The 15240-nt window shown below is 71.8% G+C and carries 15 protein-coding genes; 12 read left to right on the top strand and 3 right to left on the bottom strand.

What is annotated here, in order from left to right; genetic code table 11:
• Window positions 1-14: 14 nt before the first annotated feature.
• Both BIU90_RS02280 and BIU90_RS02275 read right to left on the bottom strand, forming a co-directional pair.
• Complete coding sequence (locus BIU90_RS02280) at window positions 15-983, bottom strand: PDR/VanB family oxidoreductase (RefSeq protein ID WP_254786914.1); 969 nt, start codon at window positions 981-983, stop codon at window positions 15-17.
• Complete coding sequence (locus BIU90_RS02275) at window positions 980-1609, bottom strand: helix-turn-helix domain-containing protein (protein ID WP_071298611.1); 630 nt, start codon at window positions 1607-1609, stop codon at window positions 980-982. Before BIU90_RS02275 ends, BIU90_RS02280 begins: the two co-directional genes overlap by 4 nt.
• Window positions 1610-1758: 149 nt before the next feature.
• On the opposite strand from BIU90_RS02275, the gene BIU90_RS02270 reads away from it, so the two are divergent.
• The 7 genes from BIU90_RS02270 to BIU90_RS02240 all read left to right on the top strand — a co-directional run bounded on the left by BIU90_RS02270 (window position 1759) and on the right by BIU90_RS02240 (window position 8959).
• Window positions 1759-3075: an amidohydrolase family protein gene (locus tag BIU90_RS02270; RefSeq protein WP_139195067.1), complete on the top strand. Its 1317-nt coding sequence runs from the start codon at window positions 1759-1761 to the stop codon at window positions 3073-3075.
• 63 nt (window positions 3076-3138) lie between these two features.
• Window positions 3139-3906: an ABC transporter ATP-binding protein gene (locus BIU90_RS02265; protein ID WP_071298609.1), complete on the top strand. Its 768-nt coding sequence runs from the start codon at window positions 3139-3141 to the stop codon at window positions 3904-3906.
• Window positions 3906-4769: an ABC transporter permease gene (locus BIU90_RS02260; protein WP_071298608.1), complete on the top strand. Its 864-nt coding sequence runs from the start codon at window positions 3906-3908 to the stop codon at window positions 4767-4769. Before BIU90_RS02265 ends, BIU90_RS02260 begins: the two co-directional genes overlap by 1 nt.
• Before the next feature lie 81 nt (window positions 4770-4850).
• Window positions 4851-6038, top strand: a complete 1188-nt coding sequence (locus tag BIU90_RS02255; RefSeq protein ID WP_071298607.1) for a nitrate ABC transporter substrate-binding protein — start codon at window positions 4851-4853, stop codon at window positions 6036-6038.
• A 137-nt stretch (window positions 6039-6175) separates the two neighbouring features.
• Complete coding sequence (locus tag BIU90_RS02250) at window positions 6176-7537, top strand: FAD-binding oxidoreductase (protein ID WP_071298606.1); 1362 nt, start codon at window positions 6176-6178, stop codon at window positions 7535-7537.
• A complete protein-coding gene (locus BIU90_RS02245; RefSeq protein ID WP_071298605.1) occupies window positions 7534-8319 on the top strand; it encodes a creatininase family protein in 786 nt (261 codons plus the stop codon). The genes BIU90_RS02250 and BIU90_RS02245 overlap by 4 nt, the downstream gene beginning before the upstream one ends.
• A 7-nt stretch (window positions 8320-8326) precedes the next feature.
• On the top strand, window positions 8327-8959 hold the full coding sequence (locus tag BIU90_RS02240) for a pyridoxal 5'-phosphate synthase (RefSeq protein ID WP_175470113.1): 633 nt from the start codon (window positions 8327-8329) through the stop codon (window positions 8957-8959).
• 19 nt (window positions 8960-8978) lie between these two features.
• Here BIU90_RS02240 and BIU90_RS02235 read toward each other — a convergent pair whose 3' ends face one another.
• The gene (locus tag BIU90_RS02235) at window positions 8979-9620 is read right to left on the bottom strand and encodes a response regulator transcription factor (protein ID WP_071298604.1); all 642 of its coding nucleotides are present in this window, start codon (window positions 9618-9620) and stop codon (window positions 8979-8981) included.
• Window positions 9621-9725: 105 nt separating this feature from the next.
• On the opposite strand from BIU90_RS02235, the gene BIU90_RS02230 reads away from it, so the two are divergent.
• The 5 genes from BIU90_RS02230 (at window position 9726) to BIU90_RS02215 (ending at window position 15238) form a co-directional block, all read left to right on the top strand.
• Complete coding sequence (locus BIU90_RS02230) at window positions 9726-10646, top strand: bacteriorhodopsin (RefSeq protein ID WP_175470112.1); 921 nt, start codon at window positions 9726-9728, stop codon at window positions 10644-10646.
• A gap of 4 nt (window positions 10647-10650) precedes the next feature.
• Complete coding sequence (locus BIU90_RS17795) at window positions 10651-11895, top strand: lycopene cyclase family protein (protein WP_175470111.1); 1245 nt, start codon at window positions 10651-10653, stop codon at window positions 11893-11895.
• On the top strand, window positions 11892-12950 hold the full coding sequence (locus BIU90_RS02225; protein WP_083403614.1) for a Brp/Blh family beta-carotene 15,15'-dioxygenase: 1059 nt from the start codon (window positions 11892-11894) through the stop codon (window positions 12948-12950). The genes BIU90_RS17795 and BIU90_RS02225 overlap by 4 nt, the downstream gene beginning before the upstream one ends.
• A gap of 16 nt (window positions 12951-12966) precedes the next feature.
• Window positions 12967-14082, top strand: coding sequence for an AI-2E family transporter (locus BIU90_RS02220; RefSeq protein ID WP_071298602.1), 1116 nt, complete (start codon window positions 12967-12969; stop codon window positions 14080-14082).
• A 118-nt stretch (window positions 14083-14200) separates the two neighbouring features.
• Window positions 14201-15238 (top strand): LLM class flavin-dependent oxidoreductase, encoded by a 1038-nt coding sequence (locus BIU90_RS02215; protein WP_071298601.1) that lies wholly within the window; start codon window positions 14201-14203, stop codon window positions 15236-15238.
• The last annotated feature ends 2 nt before the right edge of the window (window positions 15239-15240 follow it).

The raw sequence follows: 15240 nt of genomic DNA, 5'->3' as shown, positions 1-15240 counted from the left end.
CGGGGCGCCCGGTGCTACAGCTCGAGGACCAGCTTCGGGCACCCGGCCGCGGCCCGCGAGACGCAGATCATCATCGTCCGGTCGTCGGCCTGCTCCGCCGGGCTCAGGACGGTGTCCCGGTGGTCGACCGAGCCCTCCAGCACGAGCGTCTCGCACGTGCCACAGGTGCCCTCGCGACAGGACGACAGGACGAACACGCCCGCGTCCTCGGCGACGTCGAGCAGGGACCGGTCCGCCGGTACGTCGAGCGTGAGCCCGGAGAGTTCGAGCTCGGCCTGGAACGCCGCACCCGGAGCAGTCGCCTCGGCGGCGGCCTCGAAGTGCTCGACCCGGACGCTGCCGGGCGCCCAGTGCGCCGCGGCGTCCTGGACGGCCTCCATCAGCCGCGCCGGCCCGCAGCAGTACACGACGGCGTCGCGCGGTGCGGCGAGGAGCGTCGCCAGGTCGAGCCGGGCCTCCTCGTCGGCTGCGGCGACCGTGACGTGGTCCGCGTACCGCGACGCCAGCTCGTCGGCGAACGCCATCCCGGCCCGGCTCCGTCCCGCGTAGTGCAGCTCCCACGGGGTGCCGACCTGCTCGGCCGCGGCGATCATCGCGATCAGCGGCGTGATGCCGATCCCGCCCGCCACGAACACGGCGGGCCGCGTCGGGTCGAACCCGAAGTGGTTCCGCGGCCCACCGACCCACACGTGGTCGTCGACGACGAGCCGGTCGTGGACCGCGACCGAGCCGCCACGACCCGGGTGCTCGCGCAGGACCGCGATCCGCCAGTGCCCCTGCGGGGTGGTGCCGACGAGGGAGTACTGACGCTCGACCCCCGGTGCGACCTCGACGTCGATGTGGGCGCCCGGCTCCCACTCCGGCAACGGTCCGCCGTCGACCGGCGCGAGTTCCAGGGCGACGACGTCGTGCGCGACGAGCTCGCGTGCGACGACGCGCAGCGCGAACCGAGCGGCAGCGGCGTTGGTGATGCCGGCGTTCACGCTGCGCCCCCGCCCCGCGACGGGCTCTCCTTGACGACGACCAGGTGGAACCGTTCGCCGTCCGGGCTGCACCACCGGTGCGGCGTCCCACCGCGGTAGTACGCCGAGTCGCCCGGCCCGAGCAGCAGGGGCGCATCGGTGCCCAGGTCCAGCCGGACCGATCCGCTGAGCACGTAGAGGAACTCGTCCTCGCGGTGCTCGTAGAAGTCACCGGGGTCGGTGTTCGCACCGGTCCACTCGAGCGGTTCGAACGCGTGTCGGCCGGCGTGGACGAGCAGGCGCGCCTCGCCCTGCGAGAACGGTCCGCGAGCGCCCTCGTCGGCGCGCAGGACGTCGGGGCGGGTGTCCTCGGGGTCGCGCGGCTGCGGGTCGCCGGCCGCCAGCAGTTCGACCTGGCTGGTCTCGAGCGCGATCGCGATCTTCTCGAGCGACACCATGCTGGCGCGGGAGTGACCCCGCTCGAGCTGGCTCAGGAACGGGTGCGACAGGCCGGTCCGGTCGGCGAGCTGCACGAGCGTCAGCGCCCGCGAACGACGCAGCGTGCGGATGTGCTCGCCGATGCGACGGGCCTGGGCGTCGACGACCCGCGGGTTCGGCGGGACGGTCTCGACGAGGTCGGAGGGCATGTCGACTCCTGAGGGTGGGCCGCCTGCGCAGGGGTCGCGAGGCGGTGTCACGAACGGCAACCGCCGTGAAACAGGGGGGAAACACGACCCTCGTAGCATCGGCGATGTTGATGCGATCAACATTCTCACACACGATCGGAAGGGGTCACGTGGACCAGCAGCTGCCCCGCCCGATCGCCCTCGTCCGCGATGCGCTCCTGCCCGACGGCCGTCGAGTCGACGTCGCGATCGAGGGCGACACGGTCGTCAGGATCGCCCCGAGCGGCACGCTCGACGCTCCCGCCACAGCGGCTGGTGGCGTCCTCGACCTCGAGGGACGCCTCCTGCTGACCGCGCCCGCGGAACCCCACGCGCACCTCGACAAGGCCCTGAGCTTCGACCGGATCCAGCCGCCGCTCGGCGACCTCGGCTCGGCCATCGGTGCCTGGCGGGACCACGCGGAGACCATGACCGTCGACGACATCGCCGACCGCGCCCGGACCCAGGCCCTGACGATGCTCGCCGCCGGCACCACCGCCGTCCGCACGCACGTCGACGTGCTCAGCGGCCACGGCGACGCCTCGGTCGACGACGCGACCCGCGGTGCCCGTGCCCTGGTGCAGGTCCGCCACGAGCTCGCCGGGCTGATGGACGTCGAACTCGTCGCCCTCGCCGGTCCCCACGCCCCGGACGCCCACGTCGAGGCCGTGCTCGACCTCGGCGTCGACCTGGTCGGCGGCGCGCCGCACCTGGCCGACGACCCCGACGCCGACGTCGACCGCCTGCTCGCGATCGCCGCACGCCGCGGGATCGGTGTCGACCTGCACGCCGACGAGAACCTCGACGGACCGCTCACCCTCGACCACTACGCCCGCGCCGTGCGGGACTGGCCGCGGGACCGGCAGTACTCCGCGGGGCACTGCGTGCGACTCGGCACAATCGACCCCGACCGGCTCGCCGAGGTGATCGCCGACCTGGTCGCCGGGGACCTCGGCGTCATCGCCCTGCCCATCACGAACCTGTACCTGCAGGGGTGGCAGCACCCGGTCGCGACCCCGCGAGGGCTCGCCCCGCTCCGTGCCCTGCTCGACGCCGGGGTCCGGGTCGCCGCTGGTGCGGACAACGTGCGCGACCCGTTCAACCCCGTCGGCCGGTCGGACGCGTTCGAGACCGCGTCGCTGCTCGTCAGCGCCGGCCACCTCACGCCGGACGAGGCCTGGTCGCTGGTCACCGACGGGGCCCGCAGCGTGATGGGCCTGCCCGTCGCCGGCGTCGCGGTCGGTGCCCGGGCGGACCTGGTCGCGGTCGCGGCGACAAGCCTGGTCGACGCCGTCGCGAACGCCCCCGCCGAGCGGTTCGTGCTCGCCCACGGACGCCTGGTCGCCGTGACCGAGGTCCGGCGGAGCATCGCCGCGGTCCAGCCCGCAGACCCGGCGGCCCGGTCTGCGCACCCCGCGGTCCGGCCCGCGCACCCCGCGGCTGTCTGACCCCGGTCCCCACACGTCCCACCCCCACCGAAGTCCCCGCAAGCACCGGAAGAAGAGGTAGCCGTGACCACCACAGCTCCAGCCCCCGTCACGAAGACGGACACGCTGCTCGACTTCGCGGACGTCGAGATGACGTTCCCGAACGGCACGGTCGCGCTGCAGGGCGTCGACCTCACGGTCGACCGCGGGGAGTTCGTCTCCGTCGTCGGCCCCTCCGGGTGCGGCAAGTCCACGCTGCTCCGGATCGCGTCCGGACTCGAGACGGCGTCGCACGGCACCGCCGGCGTCGCCGCGGACCGGATCGGCTACGTGTTCCAGGACGCGACGCTCCTGCCCTGGCGGACGGTGCAGGGCAACGTCGAGCTGCTCGCCGAGCTCGGCAAGGTGCCGAAGGCCGAGCGGGCCGCCAAGGCGAAGCGCGCCATCGACCTGGTCGGGCTGGACGGGTTCGAGTCGAACCTGCCGAAGCAGCTCTCCGGCGGCATGCGGATGCGTGTGTCCCTCGCCCGGTCGCTGACGCTCGACCCCGAGCTGTTCCTGTTCGACGAGCCGTTCGGTGCGCTCGACGAGATCACCCGCGAGCGCCTGAACGACGAACTGCTGCGGCTGTTCGTCGAGCAGCGGTTCGCCGGGCTGTTCATCACCCACTCGGTGTCCGAGGCGGTGTACCTGTCCACGAAGGTGATCGTCATGTCCGGGCGTCCCGGCAACGTCGTCGGCCGGTTCGACGTCCCGTTCCCGATGCCCCGCGACCCGGACATCCGCTTCACCCCCGAGTTCGCCGAGCTCGTCGGCGAGGTCTCGCATGCGCTCCGGGAAGGACACCGCTGATGGCCACGCTGCAGGAGGTCACCGACGCCCGGACCGCTCGGGTCGCCGTCCGCCGGTCCCGCCCCCGCCGCCGCGTCATGTGGTGGCAGCCGGTCGTCGTCGCGGCCATCCTCGTCGGCATCTGGTACGCCGCCGCCGCGTACTACGACCACGTCCGCAACCTGGCGTTCCTGGTGCCCTACCCGCACCTCGTGCTCAAGGCGATCGTCGCGCCGACCATGCCCGACGGTTCGCCGTCCACGTTCGGCAGCGACCTGTGGGCCGCCCTCGGTCGCACCACGGTGGTCTCGCTCACGGGGCTGGCGTTCGCGATCGTCATCGGCGTCGTCTGGGCGATGCTCATGGCACAGGCCAAGTGGCTCGAGAACTCGCTCTACCCGTACGCGGTGGTGCTGCAGTGCGTGCCGATCCTGGCCCTCGTGCCGCTCATCGGCGCCCTCTTCGGCTACGAGTTCACCAGCCGCGTCATCGTCACCGTGATGATCGCGCTCTTCCCGATGGTCTCGAACACGCTGTTCGGCCTGCAGTCCGCCGACCGGGCCCAACGCGAGCTCTTCCGACTGCAGCGGGCCGGCCTCGGTGCCGAGCTCGTCAAGCTCCGGATCCCCGCCGCGCTGCCGTCGATCTTCGTCGGCTTGCGGACCTCGGCCGGGCTGAGCGTGATCGGCGCGATCGTCGGCGACCAGTTCTTCCAGCGCGGCAACCCCGGCCTCGGCGTCCTGATCCAGGTCACGGCGTCGCGGCTGATGGGTCCGGAGCTGTACGCGACCATCATCATCGCCTCGCTCTACGGAGTCGCCGTCTTCCTGGTGTTCGGGCTGCTCGGCCGCCTGGCCGTCGGCCGCTGGCACGACTTCGGCTGACCGCACCTCGGACCCCACCGCCACCACCCTCCCCGACCGACTCGACAGCACCACGAGACCCGCACCACGAACGGAGCCTCCATGCGCACCACCACCCGCCTCGGCGTCGCGACCGCAGCCCTCGCAGCGACCGCGATCGCCCTCACCGGATGCGCCGCCGGCTCGTCCTCCGGCACCACCACGTCCACCGCCTCCGCCAAGGCCGCCACCGGTCCCGCCGTCGACCTGTCCGGCGTCTGCCCGGCCACGGTCGTCGTGCAGACCGACTGGAACCCGGAGGGCGAGCACGGGCACCTGTACGAGATGCTCGGCGCGAACCCAACCATCGACGCCTCGGACAAGTCCGTGACCGGCGACCTGATGGCCAACGGCAAGAGCACCGGCGTCAAACTCGAGATCCGCGCCGGCGGTCCGGCCATCGGCTACTCGAAGGTGTCGTCGCAGATGTACCAGGACAAGTCGATCACCCTCGGCTACGTCTCCACCGACGAAGCGGTCCAGTTCTCCGGCAACCTGCCCACCACCGCGGTGTTCGCCGAGAACGACCAGTCCCCCTTCGTCATCATGTACGACCCGGCGACGTACAAGAACGTGGACAGCATCAAGGACCTCGGCAAGGACCTCGAGAAGAACGGCGGGGTCGTCCGCTACTTCAACGGCGCCTCGTACATGACCTACCTCGAACAGTCCGGCATCCTGCCGAAGAGCATCCTCGACGGCAGCTACGACGGCACCCCGGCGAAGTTCGTCGCCGCCGGCGGCAAGGACGCGCAGCAGGGCTTCGCGACCGCCGAGCCGTACATCTACCAGAACCAGGTCGCCGCCTGGGGCAAGAAGGTCGACTACAAGCTGGTCTCGAGCACCGGCTGGAACCCGTACCCGGAGACCATGTCCGTGCGCTCCGGCGACCTGTCGAAGCTGTCGCCCTGCCTGAAGCAGCTCGTCCCCGTGATGCAGCAGGCCGACGTCGACTACCTGAAGTCCCCCGGCGCGACGAACGACCTCATCACCAAGCTCGTGCAGCAGTACAACAACGGCTGGACCTACGACTCGAAGGTCGGCGCGTTCGCCGCGTCGCAGATGGTGAAGCTCGGCATCGCGAAGGACACCGACGGCTACATCGGCTCGATGGACGACCAGCGCATGCAGGACTTCCTGAAGAAGGCCGAGCCGATCTTCGCCGGTGCCGGTGACGTCAAGAGCGGCCTGACGCCGTCCGAGCTCTACACGAACGAGTTCCTCGACAAGTCCATCGGTCTCGGCAAGTGACCGCAGGGTGGTCGGCCTGGCCGACCACCGGTCGGCCCTGCTGGTCGACCACCGGACGGGAGGCGCGGTGCCGGTCGCGCACCGAGCCTCCCGTCCGTCTCCCCCACAGACCGAACCCCTCTCTCCCCGGAGCTGCCATGCCTGCAACCCCCGCCGCCATCGCGGCGCTGCACACCGACCTCGTCGACCTGCTCGGTGAGCGCGGCGTCAGCGCCGACCAGAGGACCCGCGAGCGGGCCTCCGTCGACGAGGCGACCATGAGCCCGATCCTCAGCGAGCAGCTGCCCCTCGGGCTCGCCGACCTGGTCGCCTCGCCGGCGAACGCGGACGAGATCGCTGCGACCCTGCAGGCGGCCGTGCGGCACGGGGTCCCCGTGACCACCCGCGGCAAGGGCACCGGCAACTACGGGCAGGGCATCCCGCTCGAGGCCGGCCTGGTCCTGGACACCAGCCGGGCCCGGGCCGTCGTCGAGGTCGGCGACGGCTGGGTCACCGCCGAGGCGGGGGCGACCATGGTCGCCCTCGAACAGGCTGCGGCGGCGCAGGGCCAGCAGCTCTGGATGTACCCGTCCACCGCGCAGTCCACCATCGGCGGGTTCCTGTCCGGCGGGTCCGGCGGCACCGGCTCGATCTCGCACGGCTCGAACTGGGAGGGCTTCGTCACCGCGCTCGACATCGCCCTGCCCGGCGAGCCGGACCTGGTGCACGTCGAGGGCGACGCAGCGCAGCCGTTCGTGCACACGTACGGCACCGCCGGTGTCATCGCCCGCGCGACCGTCCGGCTCGAGCCGCTGCAGGACTGGCGCGCGGTCTACGCGTCGTTCCCCACGTTCGAGCACGCGCTCACCGCGGTGCGGACCCTGCGCGGTCTGGTCCCCGCACCCCGACTCGTCAGCGCGGACCGCGCCGAGGTCGCCGCGACCCTGCCGAAGGACGACGCCCTGCCGGCCGGTCGCGCCAGTCTGCGCGGGATCATCGACGACGTGACGCTCGACGAGGCCCGCGCCCTGATCGCGTCCGCCGGCGGCGTGGTCGAGGACGTCCGCGAGGGACTGCAGCAGACCACGAAGGTCTCGATGCTGTCGTACAACCACCCGATCTGGTGGCTCAAGCGGAACACGCCCGACACCGAGTACTTCCACGTCGAGGTCGGCGGCGAGGCCCTGATCGACCGGATCGCCGAGGTCGAGGCCGTCTACCCCGGCGGCATGCTGCACATCGAGGCGGCGCACGTCGGCCCCATCGGCATGCTGACCGCGCCGTACACCGGTGCCGAGGACGTCTACGCCGGCTACCCCGTGCTGCGCGAGCTCGGCGTGCGCGTGCACAGCCCGCACCAGTACTACGTCGACCACGGCGTCGAGGAGCTCGTCGCGCTCAAGCACCGCACCGACCCGGACGGGTTGCTCAACCCGGGCCACGTCATCGACCCCTCGCTCGTCCTGTCCGGCGGGTCCACCGCGTCCGCGCAGCCCGTCGTCCCGGGGTTCGGCAAGTGAGCCCGCGTCTGCTCACCGAACTGTCGGGCCCCGAGGTCGCCGCGCGCGTCACCGCGGACACGATCATCGTCCAGCCCACGGGTGCGGTCGAGCACCACGGACCGCACCTGCCGCTCATCACCGACTTCCTGCTCGCCGACCACATCGGCAGCGCCGCGGTGTCCCGAGCCGCGGACGAGGGCCTCGACGTCTGGCAGCTCCCCACACTCGCCTTCACGAAGTCCGACGAACACAGCTGGGCGCCCGGCACCGTGTGGCTCGACGCGTCGACCATGTTCGAGACCGTCGTGCAGATCGGCCGCGCCGTCGCGCTGACGGGGGCCGGCACGCTGGTCTTCGCGAACGGACACGGCGGGAACGTGGCGCTGCTGCAGGTCGCGCTCCGCGAGATCCGGAAGCAGTACGGGTTGAAGACCTTCCTCATGCCGACGCTGGCGCGCACACCGGGACCGTCCGGCGAGGACGCCGACGAACGCGGGTTCGGCATCCACGGCGGGGCGGCCGAGACGTCGATGATCCTGCACCTGCGGCCCGACCTGGTCGACATGACGAAGGCTGAGCGCTGGGTGCCGGACCACCTGGCGGAGTTCGACCGCATCCGCTTCAACGGCGGCCCGGTGAGCTTCGGGTGGTTGTCGGACGACTTCGGGACGCCCGGTGTCGTCGGCGACGCCAGTCGCGCCTCCGCTGCGTACGGGCAGGCACTGTGGGACCTGTCCCTGGACGAAGCCGTCGCGTCGCTGCACGAGATCGCCCGCTTCGACCCAGCGGGTCCGAGGTGACGTGACCGTGTCCGACGACGTGCCCGTCCTGACCGCGGGTGCCGTCGATCCGGCGGACACCGGGTCGACGTTCCCCGACCCGTTCGCACTCGCCGCACGGTGGCTGCCCGAGCCGGACTCCGGCGTGACACCGCTGTTGACCCTGTCGACCATCGGGCTCGACGGGTACCCGGCAGCGCGGACCGTCCTGCTGTCCCGGTTCGACGGGCGCCGAGTGCACTTCCACACGGACCGCGCGAGCACCAAGGCCGCCGAACTCGCTGCCACGCCGCGGGCAGCGGTCACGATCGTGTGGCCGGAGCTGGCCCGGCAGCTCGTCCTGACGGGTGACGTCACGACCGTCACCGACCAGGAGGCCCGGGTCGCCTACGCCGCGAGGACCCGCTACCTGCAGGTACTCGCCTGGCTCAACGACCACAACCTCGCGGCACGCGGTCCCGCAGAGCGTCGTGCGCGCTGGGCTGCGTTCTCGGACGAGCGCGGCGACGACGAACTCGAGCCCCCGCCCGGGTGGGTCGGGTACGCGATCGAGCCCGTGCGGCTCGCGTTCTGGAGTGGCGCCACCGACGCTCCGAGCACCCGGCTGCTCTACGAGCGGGTCACCGACGGGCGGTGGACGGTCCGCCGGCGGGCGGGCTGACGGAACGCATCACACCGCGTCAGTCGTCGATGCTCCGGTGGTCCGGTCGGAACCCGTTCTCGGTCCCCCAGAGCACTGCGTCCACCCGGTTCAGCGCACCGATCTTGCTGTAGAGCGTGCGGATGTGCGTCTTGACGGTGTTCGGGCTGAGGTGCGTCAGGACCGCGATCTCCTCGTTCCGCTTGCCCTGCGTGATGAGCGCCAGGATCTCGGACTGCCGGTCGGAGATGCCGTGGTCGCGGCCCGGCCAGTCGACACCCGGGCCCGACGTGACGCGACGACGCGGGTCGCCGATCACGTGCTCCCCCGCGGCGACCCGGAGCAGCCCGTCGGCGAGCTCCGCACCCGCCAGGCTCTTCGGGAAGTACCCGGTCGCGCCGCGCCGGACCGCTGCATCGATGAGGTCCTGGTCCATCTTCCAGGTGAAGACCGCGACGGTGCGGATGAGCGGGTTCGACGCCAGCCGCGAGACGTCCTCGTCGTCCGGCCGGGGCTGAGCGAAGGTGTCGTACAGCGCCACGTCGACCGGTCTCGTGACGCGTCGGCCGGCATCGAGCTGGACCACCTCGATCCGGTCCCGGAACGGCGCGAGCATCTGGGCGAGACCGCGGAGCACGAGCTCGTAGTCGTTGACGAGCGCCACACGGGTCTTCTCGATCATGAAGCTCCTCGAATGATCACCCCTGGGGGTGAGACCGCGCATCTGCGCGACTGGTTCGGTCAGTCCTGCCACCGTACGGCGGCCGACCTCCGGAAGGACCACCTCATGCACGACACACTCGCCCCGTGGAACGCCACACTCACGCTCGCGGAGCACTCGATCATCGTCTACGCGCTCTCCGTCGCCGGACTTGCGCTCTTCGCCTTCTTCGTCAAGAGCTGGGTCTCGACGAACGAGATCACCGGCCGCTTCCGATCCGGTGTCTACGCCGGCATGTGCATCACCGGCATCGCGTTCCTGTCGTACGTGCTGCTCGTGGTCGAGTTCGCACTCGGCTACGTCCGACGAGGCGACGCGTGGGTGCCGAACGCCAACGCGATCCTGTCGTGGGCACCGCGGTACTTCGACTGGACGGTCACCGTCCCGCTGCTCGTGATCGAGCTGCTCGCCGTCTCGACCCTCGTCGGTGCCGCCGCCCGTCGCTTCCGAGCGGTCGGCATCGCCGCTGCGTTCCTCATGATCAGCACCGGGTTCATCGGCGGCGTGGTCATCGACTCCGGGACGGACACGAGAGCGCTCTGGCTCTGGGGCGTCATCTCGGGTGTCTTCATGGTCGTGCTGTACCTGCTGGTCATCTACGTGGTGGTCAAGGGCCGCCGCGACCTCGCCGGCTCCGAAGCCGCGGCGACGCTCCGCAACGCCGGCATCCTGCTGATCGTCACGTGGCTGGCCTACCCGATCGTCTTCGGCCTGCAGGGCTGGGGCCACGGGGGCGCCGTCATCACCTGGATGCAGGTCGTCCTGTCCGCCGCGGACATCGTCGCCAAGGTCGGGTTCGGCTCGATGATCCACAAGATCGCGAAGATCCGCTCCGCCGAGGACGTCCGTGCCGGCGTCGACACGCTCCCCGAGGCGCTGTGGATCTCGTCCGAGAAGCGCTCCGACGGCACCCTCCCGACCTCGCTCCCGACGACGGGCGCACCGGTGACCGCTGCTCGCCGCGCTGAGCGCACGGCCCGGCGCTGAGACCGTGACGTCGACACTCCCGGAGGCCGGGGTGGTCCACGCTCCGGCCTCCGGGCCGTGCGCCCGGCGTCTGCCGTCGACGGTGGACATCGCGATCGTCGGGGGAGGCTGCGTCGGCCTCGCGACCGCCGTCCGACTCGCCGCGATGCCCGGCTCCCGGACGGTGCTGGTCCTCGAAGGACGCTCCGGGGACGACAGTCGATCGTGGTGCTCATGGGACGACGGCAGCGACCCCGTACCAGAGGCGCGATCAGCGTCGTGGTCACGGTGGGAGGTCCGCACCGAGCGCGGTGTGAGCGTCGGGTCGGACCCGGCGCACCCGTACGTGCTCGTGCGCGCAGCCGACCGTCGGGCGGCCGCGGACCGTCGGCTCGCCACCTCACGGTCGGTCCGCCTGGTGGACGGCGTACCGGTCCGAGCCGTCGACCGCTCCGACGACGGCGTCCTCGTCCGGACCCGCACGGGCAGTGTGCGCGCCAGCGCCGTCCTCGATGCACGCGGGCCACGGTGTCCCACGTCGACGCCACTCGGCCGGGTGGTGCTGCACCAGCGGTTCGTCGGTCAGTGGGTCACCGCCGAGCGACCGGTCTTCGACCCGACCACGGTCACGTTGATGGACTTCGCCGACGCACGGCAGCCGGGTGTCGTCCACTTCGTGTACGTGCTCCCGGTCTCCACGACCCATGCCCTGGTCGAGAGCACGCTCTTCACGCCGGTGGCCGACGACCCGCTCGACCACCGCAGCGCGATCGCGGCCTACGTGCAGCGCCGCTGGGCGCTCGACCGCGATGAGTGGAAGGTGGACGACGAGGAACAGGGGTGCATCCCGATGACGGACGTCGTACCTGCGGCCGCACGCCCCGCTCGGGTCAGCGCAGTCCTCGGGACGACCAGGCCGAGCAGCGGCTACGGCTTCGCCCGGAGCAACCGGCACAGCGAGACGATCGCCGAGCACCTGGCCGCCGGCACTCCGGTCCCGGCGTTCGTCGACCGCGGCCGGACCCGGTTCCTCGACGCTGTGTTCCTGCGGTTCCTCCGACACCGACCCGACGAGGCGGCAGAGGCGTTCCGTCGGCTCTTCGCGCTGCCCGGCCCGCTCGTCGTCCGCTTCCTCACCGAGCGCTCGAGCGTCGTCGACGACCTCCGCATCGTCCTCGCGCTGCAGAAGACACCGTTCCTCGCCGCGCTCGTGCGCACGCTGGCGGACGCGGCGGTACGGGCCGTGCGCGGCCAGCGGGGCCGATCGTGAGCACGGCGGTCCGGGCAGAGGTACCTCGGACCACGACGCCCCCGGCACTGCGCACACGGATCACCCGGCGCGTCCTCGCCCCGGTCACCGCGACCCTGACCGCGGTGACCGTGGCCTGCGCCGTCGTCGCGACGGTCGGAGGGACAGTCCCGCTCATGGTGCAGGTGGTGCCCTTCGCCGTGAGCATCCTGGTGTTCGGGCTCCCGCACGGAGCACTCGACCACCTCGTGCCGGCCCGGCTCCTCCCGGGCACGAGCGTCGCCCGGTCGATCGCCGTCGTCGTCCTGCTGTACCTGGTCGTCGGGACGGGGACGGCGGTGCTCTGGGGCGCCGCTCCGCTCGTCGGCTTCTGGGTCTTCATCGGCGTCACCTGGTTCCACTGGGGCCAGGGCGACCTGTTCGTCGACCGTCTCCTCGACGAGGGCGGTGTCGGACGCGGCGAGGCGGCGCTGACCGTCGCGACGCGCGGTGCGCTGCCCATGCTCGTCCCGTTCGTCGCGCACCCGGTGGCGGCGACGACCGTCGTCACCGGCACCGTCGACGTGCTCCGCCCCGGACCACACAGCGCCGGGATCGACACGGTGCCGGGCCCGGTCCGACTGGCGCTCGCCGCCCTCGTCCTCGTGCTGGTCGCACTGCACGTCGTCGCCGCGCACCGCACCGGCCGGGCGCGACGACCGGCCACCGAGGACCTCGTCCTCCTGGCGTTCTTCGCCGTGGTGCCGCCGGTGCTCGCCGTCGGGCTCTACTTCACGCTGTGGCACGCGGTGCGGCACGTGCTCCGGCTGGAACTGACCGACCCCGTCGCCGCTGACGCGCTGTTCGACGGACGGCTGTGGGCACCGTTCCTCCAGTTCCTGCGCCAGGCATGGCCGGTCACCGCGATCGCCGTCGCGATGCTCGTCGTCCTCGCGCTCGTCGTGGGTCGCGCGGACCTCGGCGTCTACCTCGTCCTGATCGCGGCGCTGACCACACCACACACGGTCGTCGTCAGTTGGATGGACCACGTCCAACGCACCTGGCGCGATCCCGCTGCACTCCCTCATTCCCCCTGAACGAAGGACGACCCCCATGTCTGCTGCCGCTGCCTCCGGCGACCCCTCCCCGTCCCGGTCCTCCGGGCTGCGCACCGGTGCGGTCTTCGCCGGCCGACTCCTGGTCATCGCGGCAGCTGTCGGGCTGGCGGGATGGGTGACGTTCACCCTGGCGAACGTGGTCGTCCCGCTGGCGATCGGGCTGGTGGTCGCGGCGCTGCTCGTCCCGTTCAGCGCGCTGCTCCAGCGGCACGGCGTGCCGAAGTGGCTGTCGATCACCACGGCGCTGCTGACCCTCGTGGCCGGCATCGCGCTGCTCGTGTTCCTGGTCGTCTGGCGGGTCAGCGAACAGCTCCCGGCGCTCGAGGCCCGGTCGGTCGCGCTCGTCAGTTCCGCGCAGGACCTGCTCCGGCACCCACCGCTCGGGCTGCCGGCGGTGGACCTCGACACCGTGTCGGCCGACGTCCGCTCGTTCATCACGCGGCATGCCGCGGAGCTCCGACAGGGTGTCGCGGTGGCGGGTGCGACACTCGTCCACCTCGGCGAAGGCCTGTTCATCGTCACCTTCACGACGATCTTCGCCCTCACCGGCGGCCGGCGGATGTGGGACTGGGTGGTGTCGCTCTTCCCGCGCAGCGCCCAGCACCGCATCCACGTCGCCAGCGAGGCCGGCTGGACGACGTTGACGCACTTCATCCGGGTGCAGGTCGTCATCGCCGCGACCGACGCGATCGGCATCGCCCTCGGCGCGTTCCTGCTCGGCGTCCCGCTCGCCGGACCCGTCGGCGTGGTCGTCTTCATCGGCGCGTTCATCCCGGTCGTAGGCGCGTTCGCCGCGGGTGCCGTCGCCGTCCTGTTGGCACTGCTCTTCAAGGGCTGGGTGGTCGCGCTGGTCATGCTCGGTGTGGTCGTCCTCGTGCAGCAGCTCGAGGGGCAGGTCCTGCATCCGTTCCTCACGGGATCCGTGGTGGCCGTGCACCCGCTCGCCGTCCTGGTGGCCGTCATCGCGGGCACCACGATCGGCGGCATCGCGGGCGGGTTCTTCGCCGTTCCGCTCGCGGCCACCGCGAACTCGATGATCCGGGCTGCTCGGCAGGACGACCCCGACGTCGAGATCGCGCTGCCGATCCCGGTGAGCGCCGAGCCCGCGTGAGGGCCGGGGGCTGACGGACAGGAGGCGCGGTGCCAGCCGGCACCGCGCCTCCTCTGTCCGTCCGTCCGTTGCCACCCGCCTCCTCGCGGTCCCGCTCCCGGTCTGCGACGATCGGACCATGCCTCGCGATGGACGACCGCTGGAACGGCTCGGCTTCCTGACCATCGGGTCCTTCGATCCCGCCCGTCCGGCGGACGGACACGAAGGGACACTCCGCGTGATCGAGCGTGCCGAGGCGATCGGCTTCGACAGTGCCTGGCTGCGGCACCGCCACCTGCAGCACGGGATATCCTCCCCGGTCGCGCTCATGGCCGCTGCCTCGCAGCGGACCTCGCGTATCGCGCTCGGGACGGCCGTCACGCCGATCGGCGCCGAGAACCCGTTCCGCCTCGCCGAGGACCTGGCCACCGTTGACCTGCTGCTCGGCGGTCGACTCAACCCAGGCTTCTCCGTCGGCGTCCCGATGAACTTCGACCTCTACCGACAGGCGATCTACCCCGACACCCTCGAGCACGAGGACCTCGGCAACGACCGGCTCCTGCGCCTCCGCGACCTGGTGCGCGGCGACGCCGTGGCCGACGTCGCCGAGCGTCGCGGGACCGAGGAGTTCGCGACGACGGTCCAGCCGCACAGCGCAGGTCTGGCCGACCGGCTCTGGTACGGGACCGGCAGCACCCGCTCCGCGGTCTGGGCTGCCGAGAACGGCTTCCACCTGCTGACCTCCAGCGTCACCCGGAGCGAGGTCGGGACCGACTTCGCCACGAACCAGCGTGCGCAGGTCGACGCCTACCTCGACGCGCACCCGGACCCGAGCAGCGCCCGGGTGTCACAGGGGCTGGTGGTGATCCCCACGGACACCGCGACTCGCGAGCAGACCCAGCGCTACCGCGCGTACGCCGCGGATCGATCGGGGCGCATCGGTGTCCCGATGGGGCCCGCGGGGCTGCTGTTCGCGGCCGACCTCGTCGGGACGTCTGCGGAGATCGCCGACCGGTTGCGCGCCGACGCCGGCTACCAGGTCGCCACCGAGGTCGCGTTCGCGCTGCCGTTCGCCTTCCGCGCGGACGACTACGCACAGATCACCACGGACATCGCGGAGCGGCTGGGCCCCGAGCTCGGTTGGGCACCGGCCGCCGACGGCCGACAGCAGCACTGACG

The organism is Curtobacterium sp. MCBA15_001 (assembly GCF_001864835.1).
Classification (GTDB): Bacteria; Actinomycetota; Actinomycetes; order Actinomycetales; family Microbacteriaceae; genus Curtobacterium.
Note: the sequence above shows the minus strand (reverse complement) of the source record. Positions and strands in the feature narration are given on the sequence as shown.

Bases quoted from the DNA above. Each gene is read 5' to 3' on its own strand.
- BIU90_RS02275 (WP_071298611.1), bottom strand. From the start codon at position 1,609: ATGCCCTCCGACCTCGTCGAGACCGTCCCGCCGAACCCGCGGGTCGTC.
- BIU90_RS02260 (WP_071298608.1), top strand. From the start codon at position 3,906: ATGGCCACGCTGCAGGAGGTCACCGACGCCCGGACCGCTCGGGTCGCC.
- BIU90_RS02255 (WP_071298607.1), top strand. From the start codon at position 4,851: ATGCGCACCACCACCCGCCTCGGCGTCGCGACCGCAGCCCTCGCAGCG.
- BIU90_RS02250 (WP_071298606.1), top strand. From the start codon at position 6,176: ATGCCTGCAACCCCCGCCGCCATCGCGGCGCTGCACACCGACCTCGTC.
- BIU90_RS02235 (WP_071298604.1), bottom strand. From the start codon at position 9,620: ATGATCGAGAAGACCCGTGTGGCGCTCGTCAACGACTACGAGCTCGTG.
- BIU90_RS02230 (WP_175470112.1), top strand. From the start codon at position 9,726: ATGCACGACACACTCGCCCCGTGGAACGCCACACTCACGCTCGCGGAG.
- BIU90_RS02220 (WP_071298602.1), top strand. From the start codon at position 12,967: ATGTCTGCTGCCGCTGCCTCCGGCGACCCCTCCCCGTCCCGGTCCTCC.
- BIU90_RS02215 (WP_071298601.1), top strand. From the start codon at position 14,201: ATGCCTCGCGATGGACGACCGCTGGAACGGCTCGGCTTCCTGACCATC.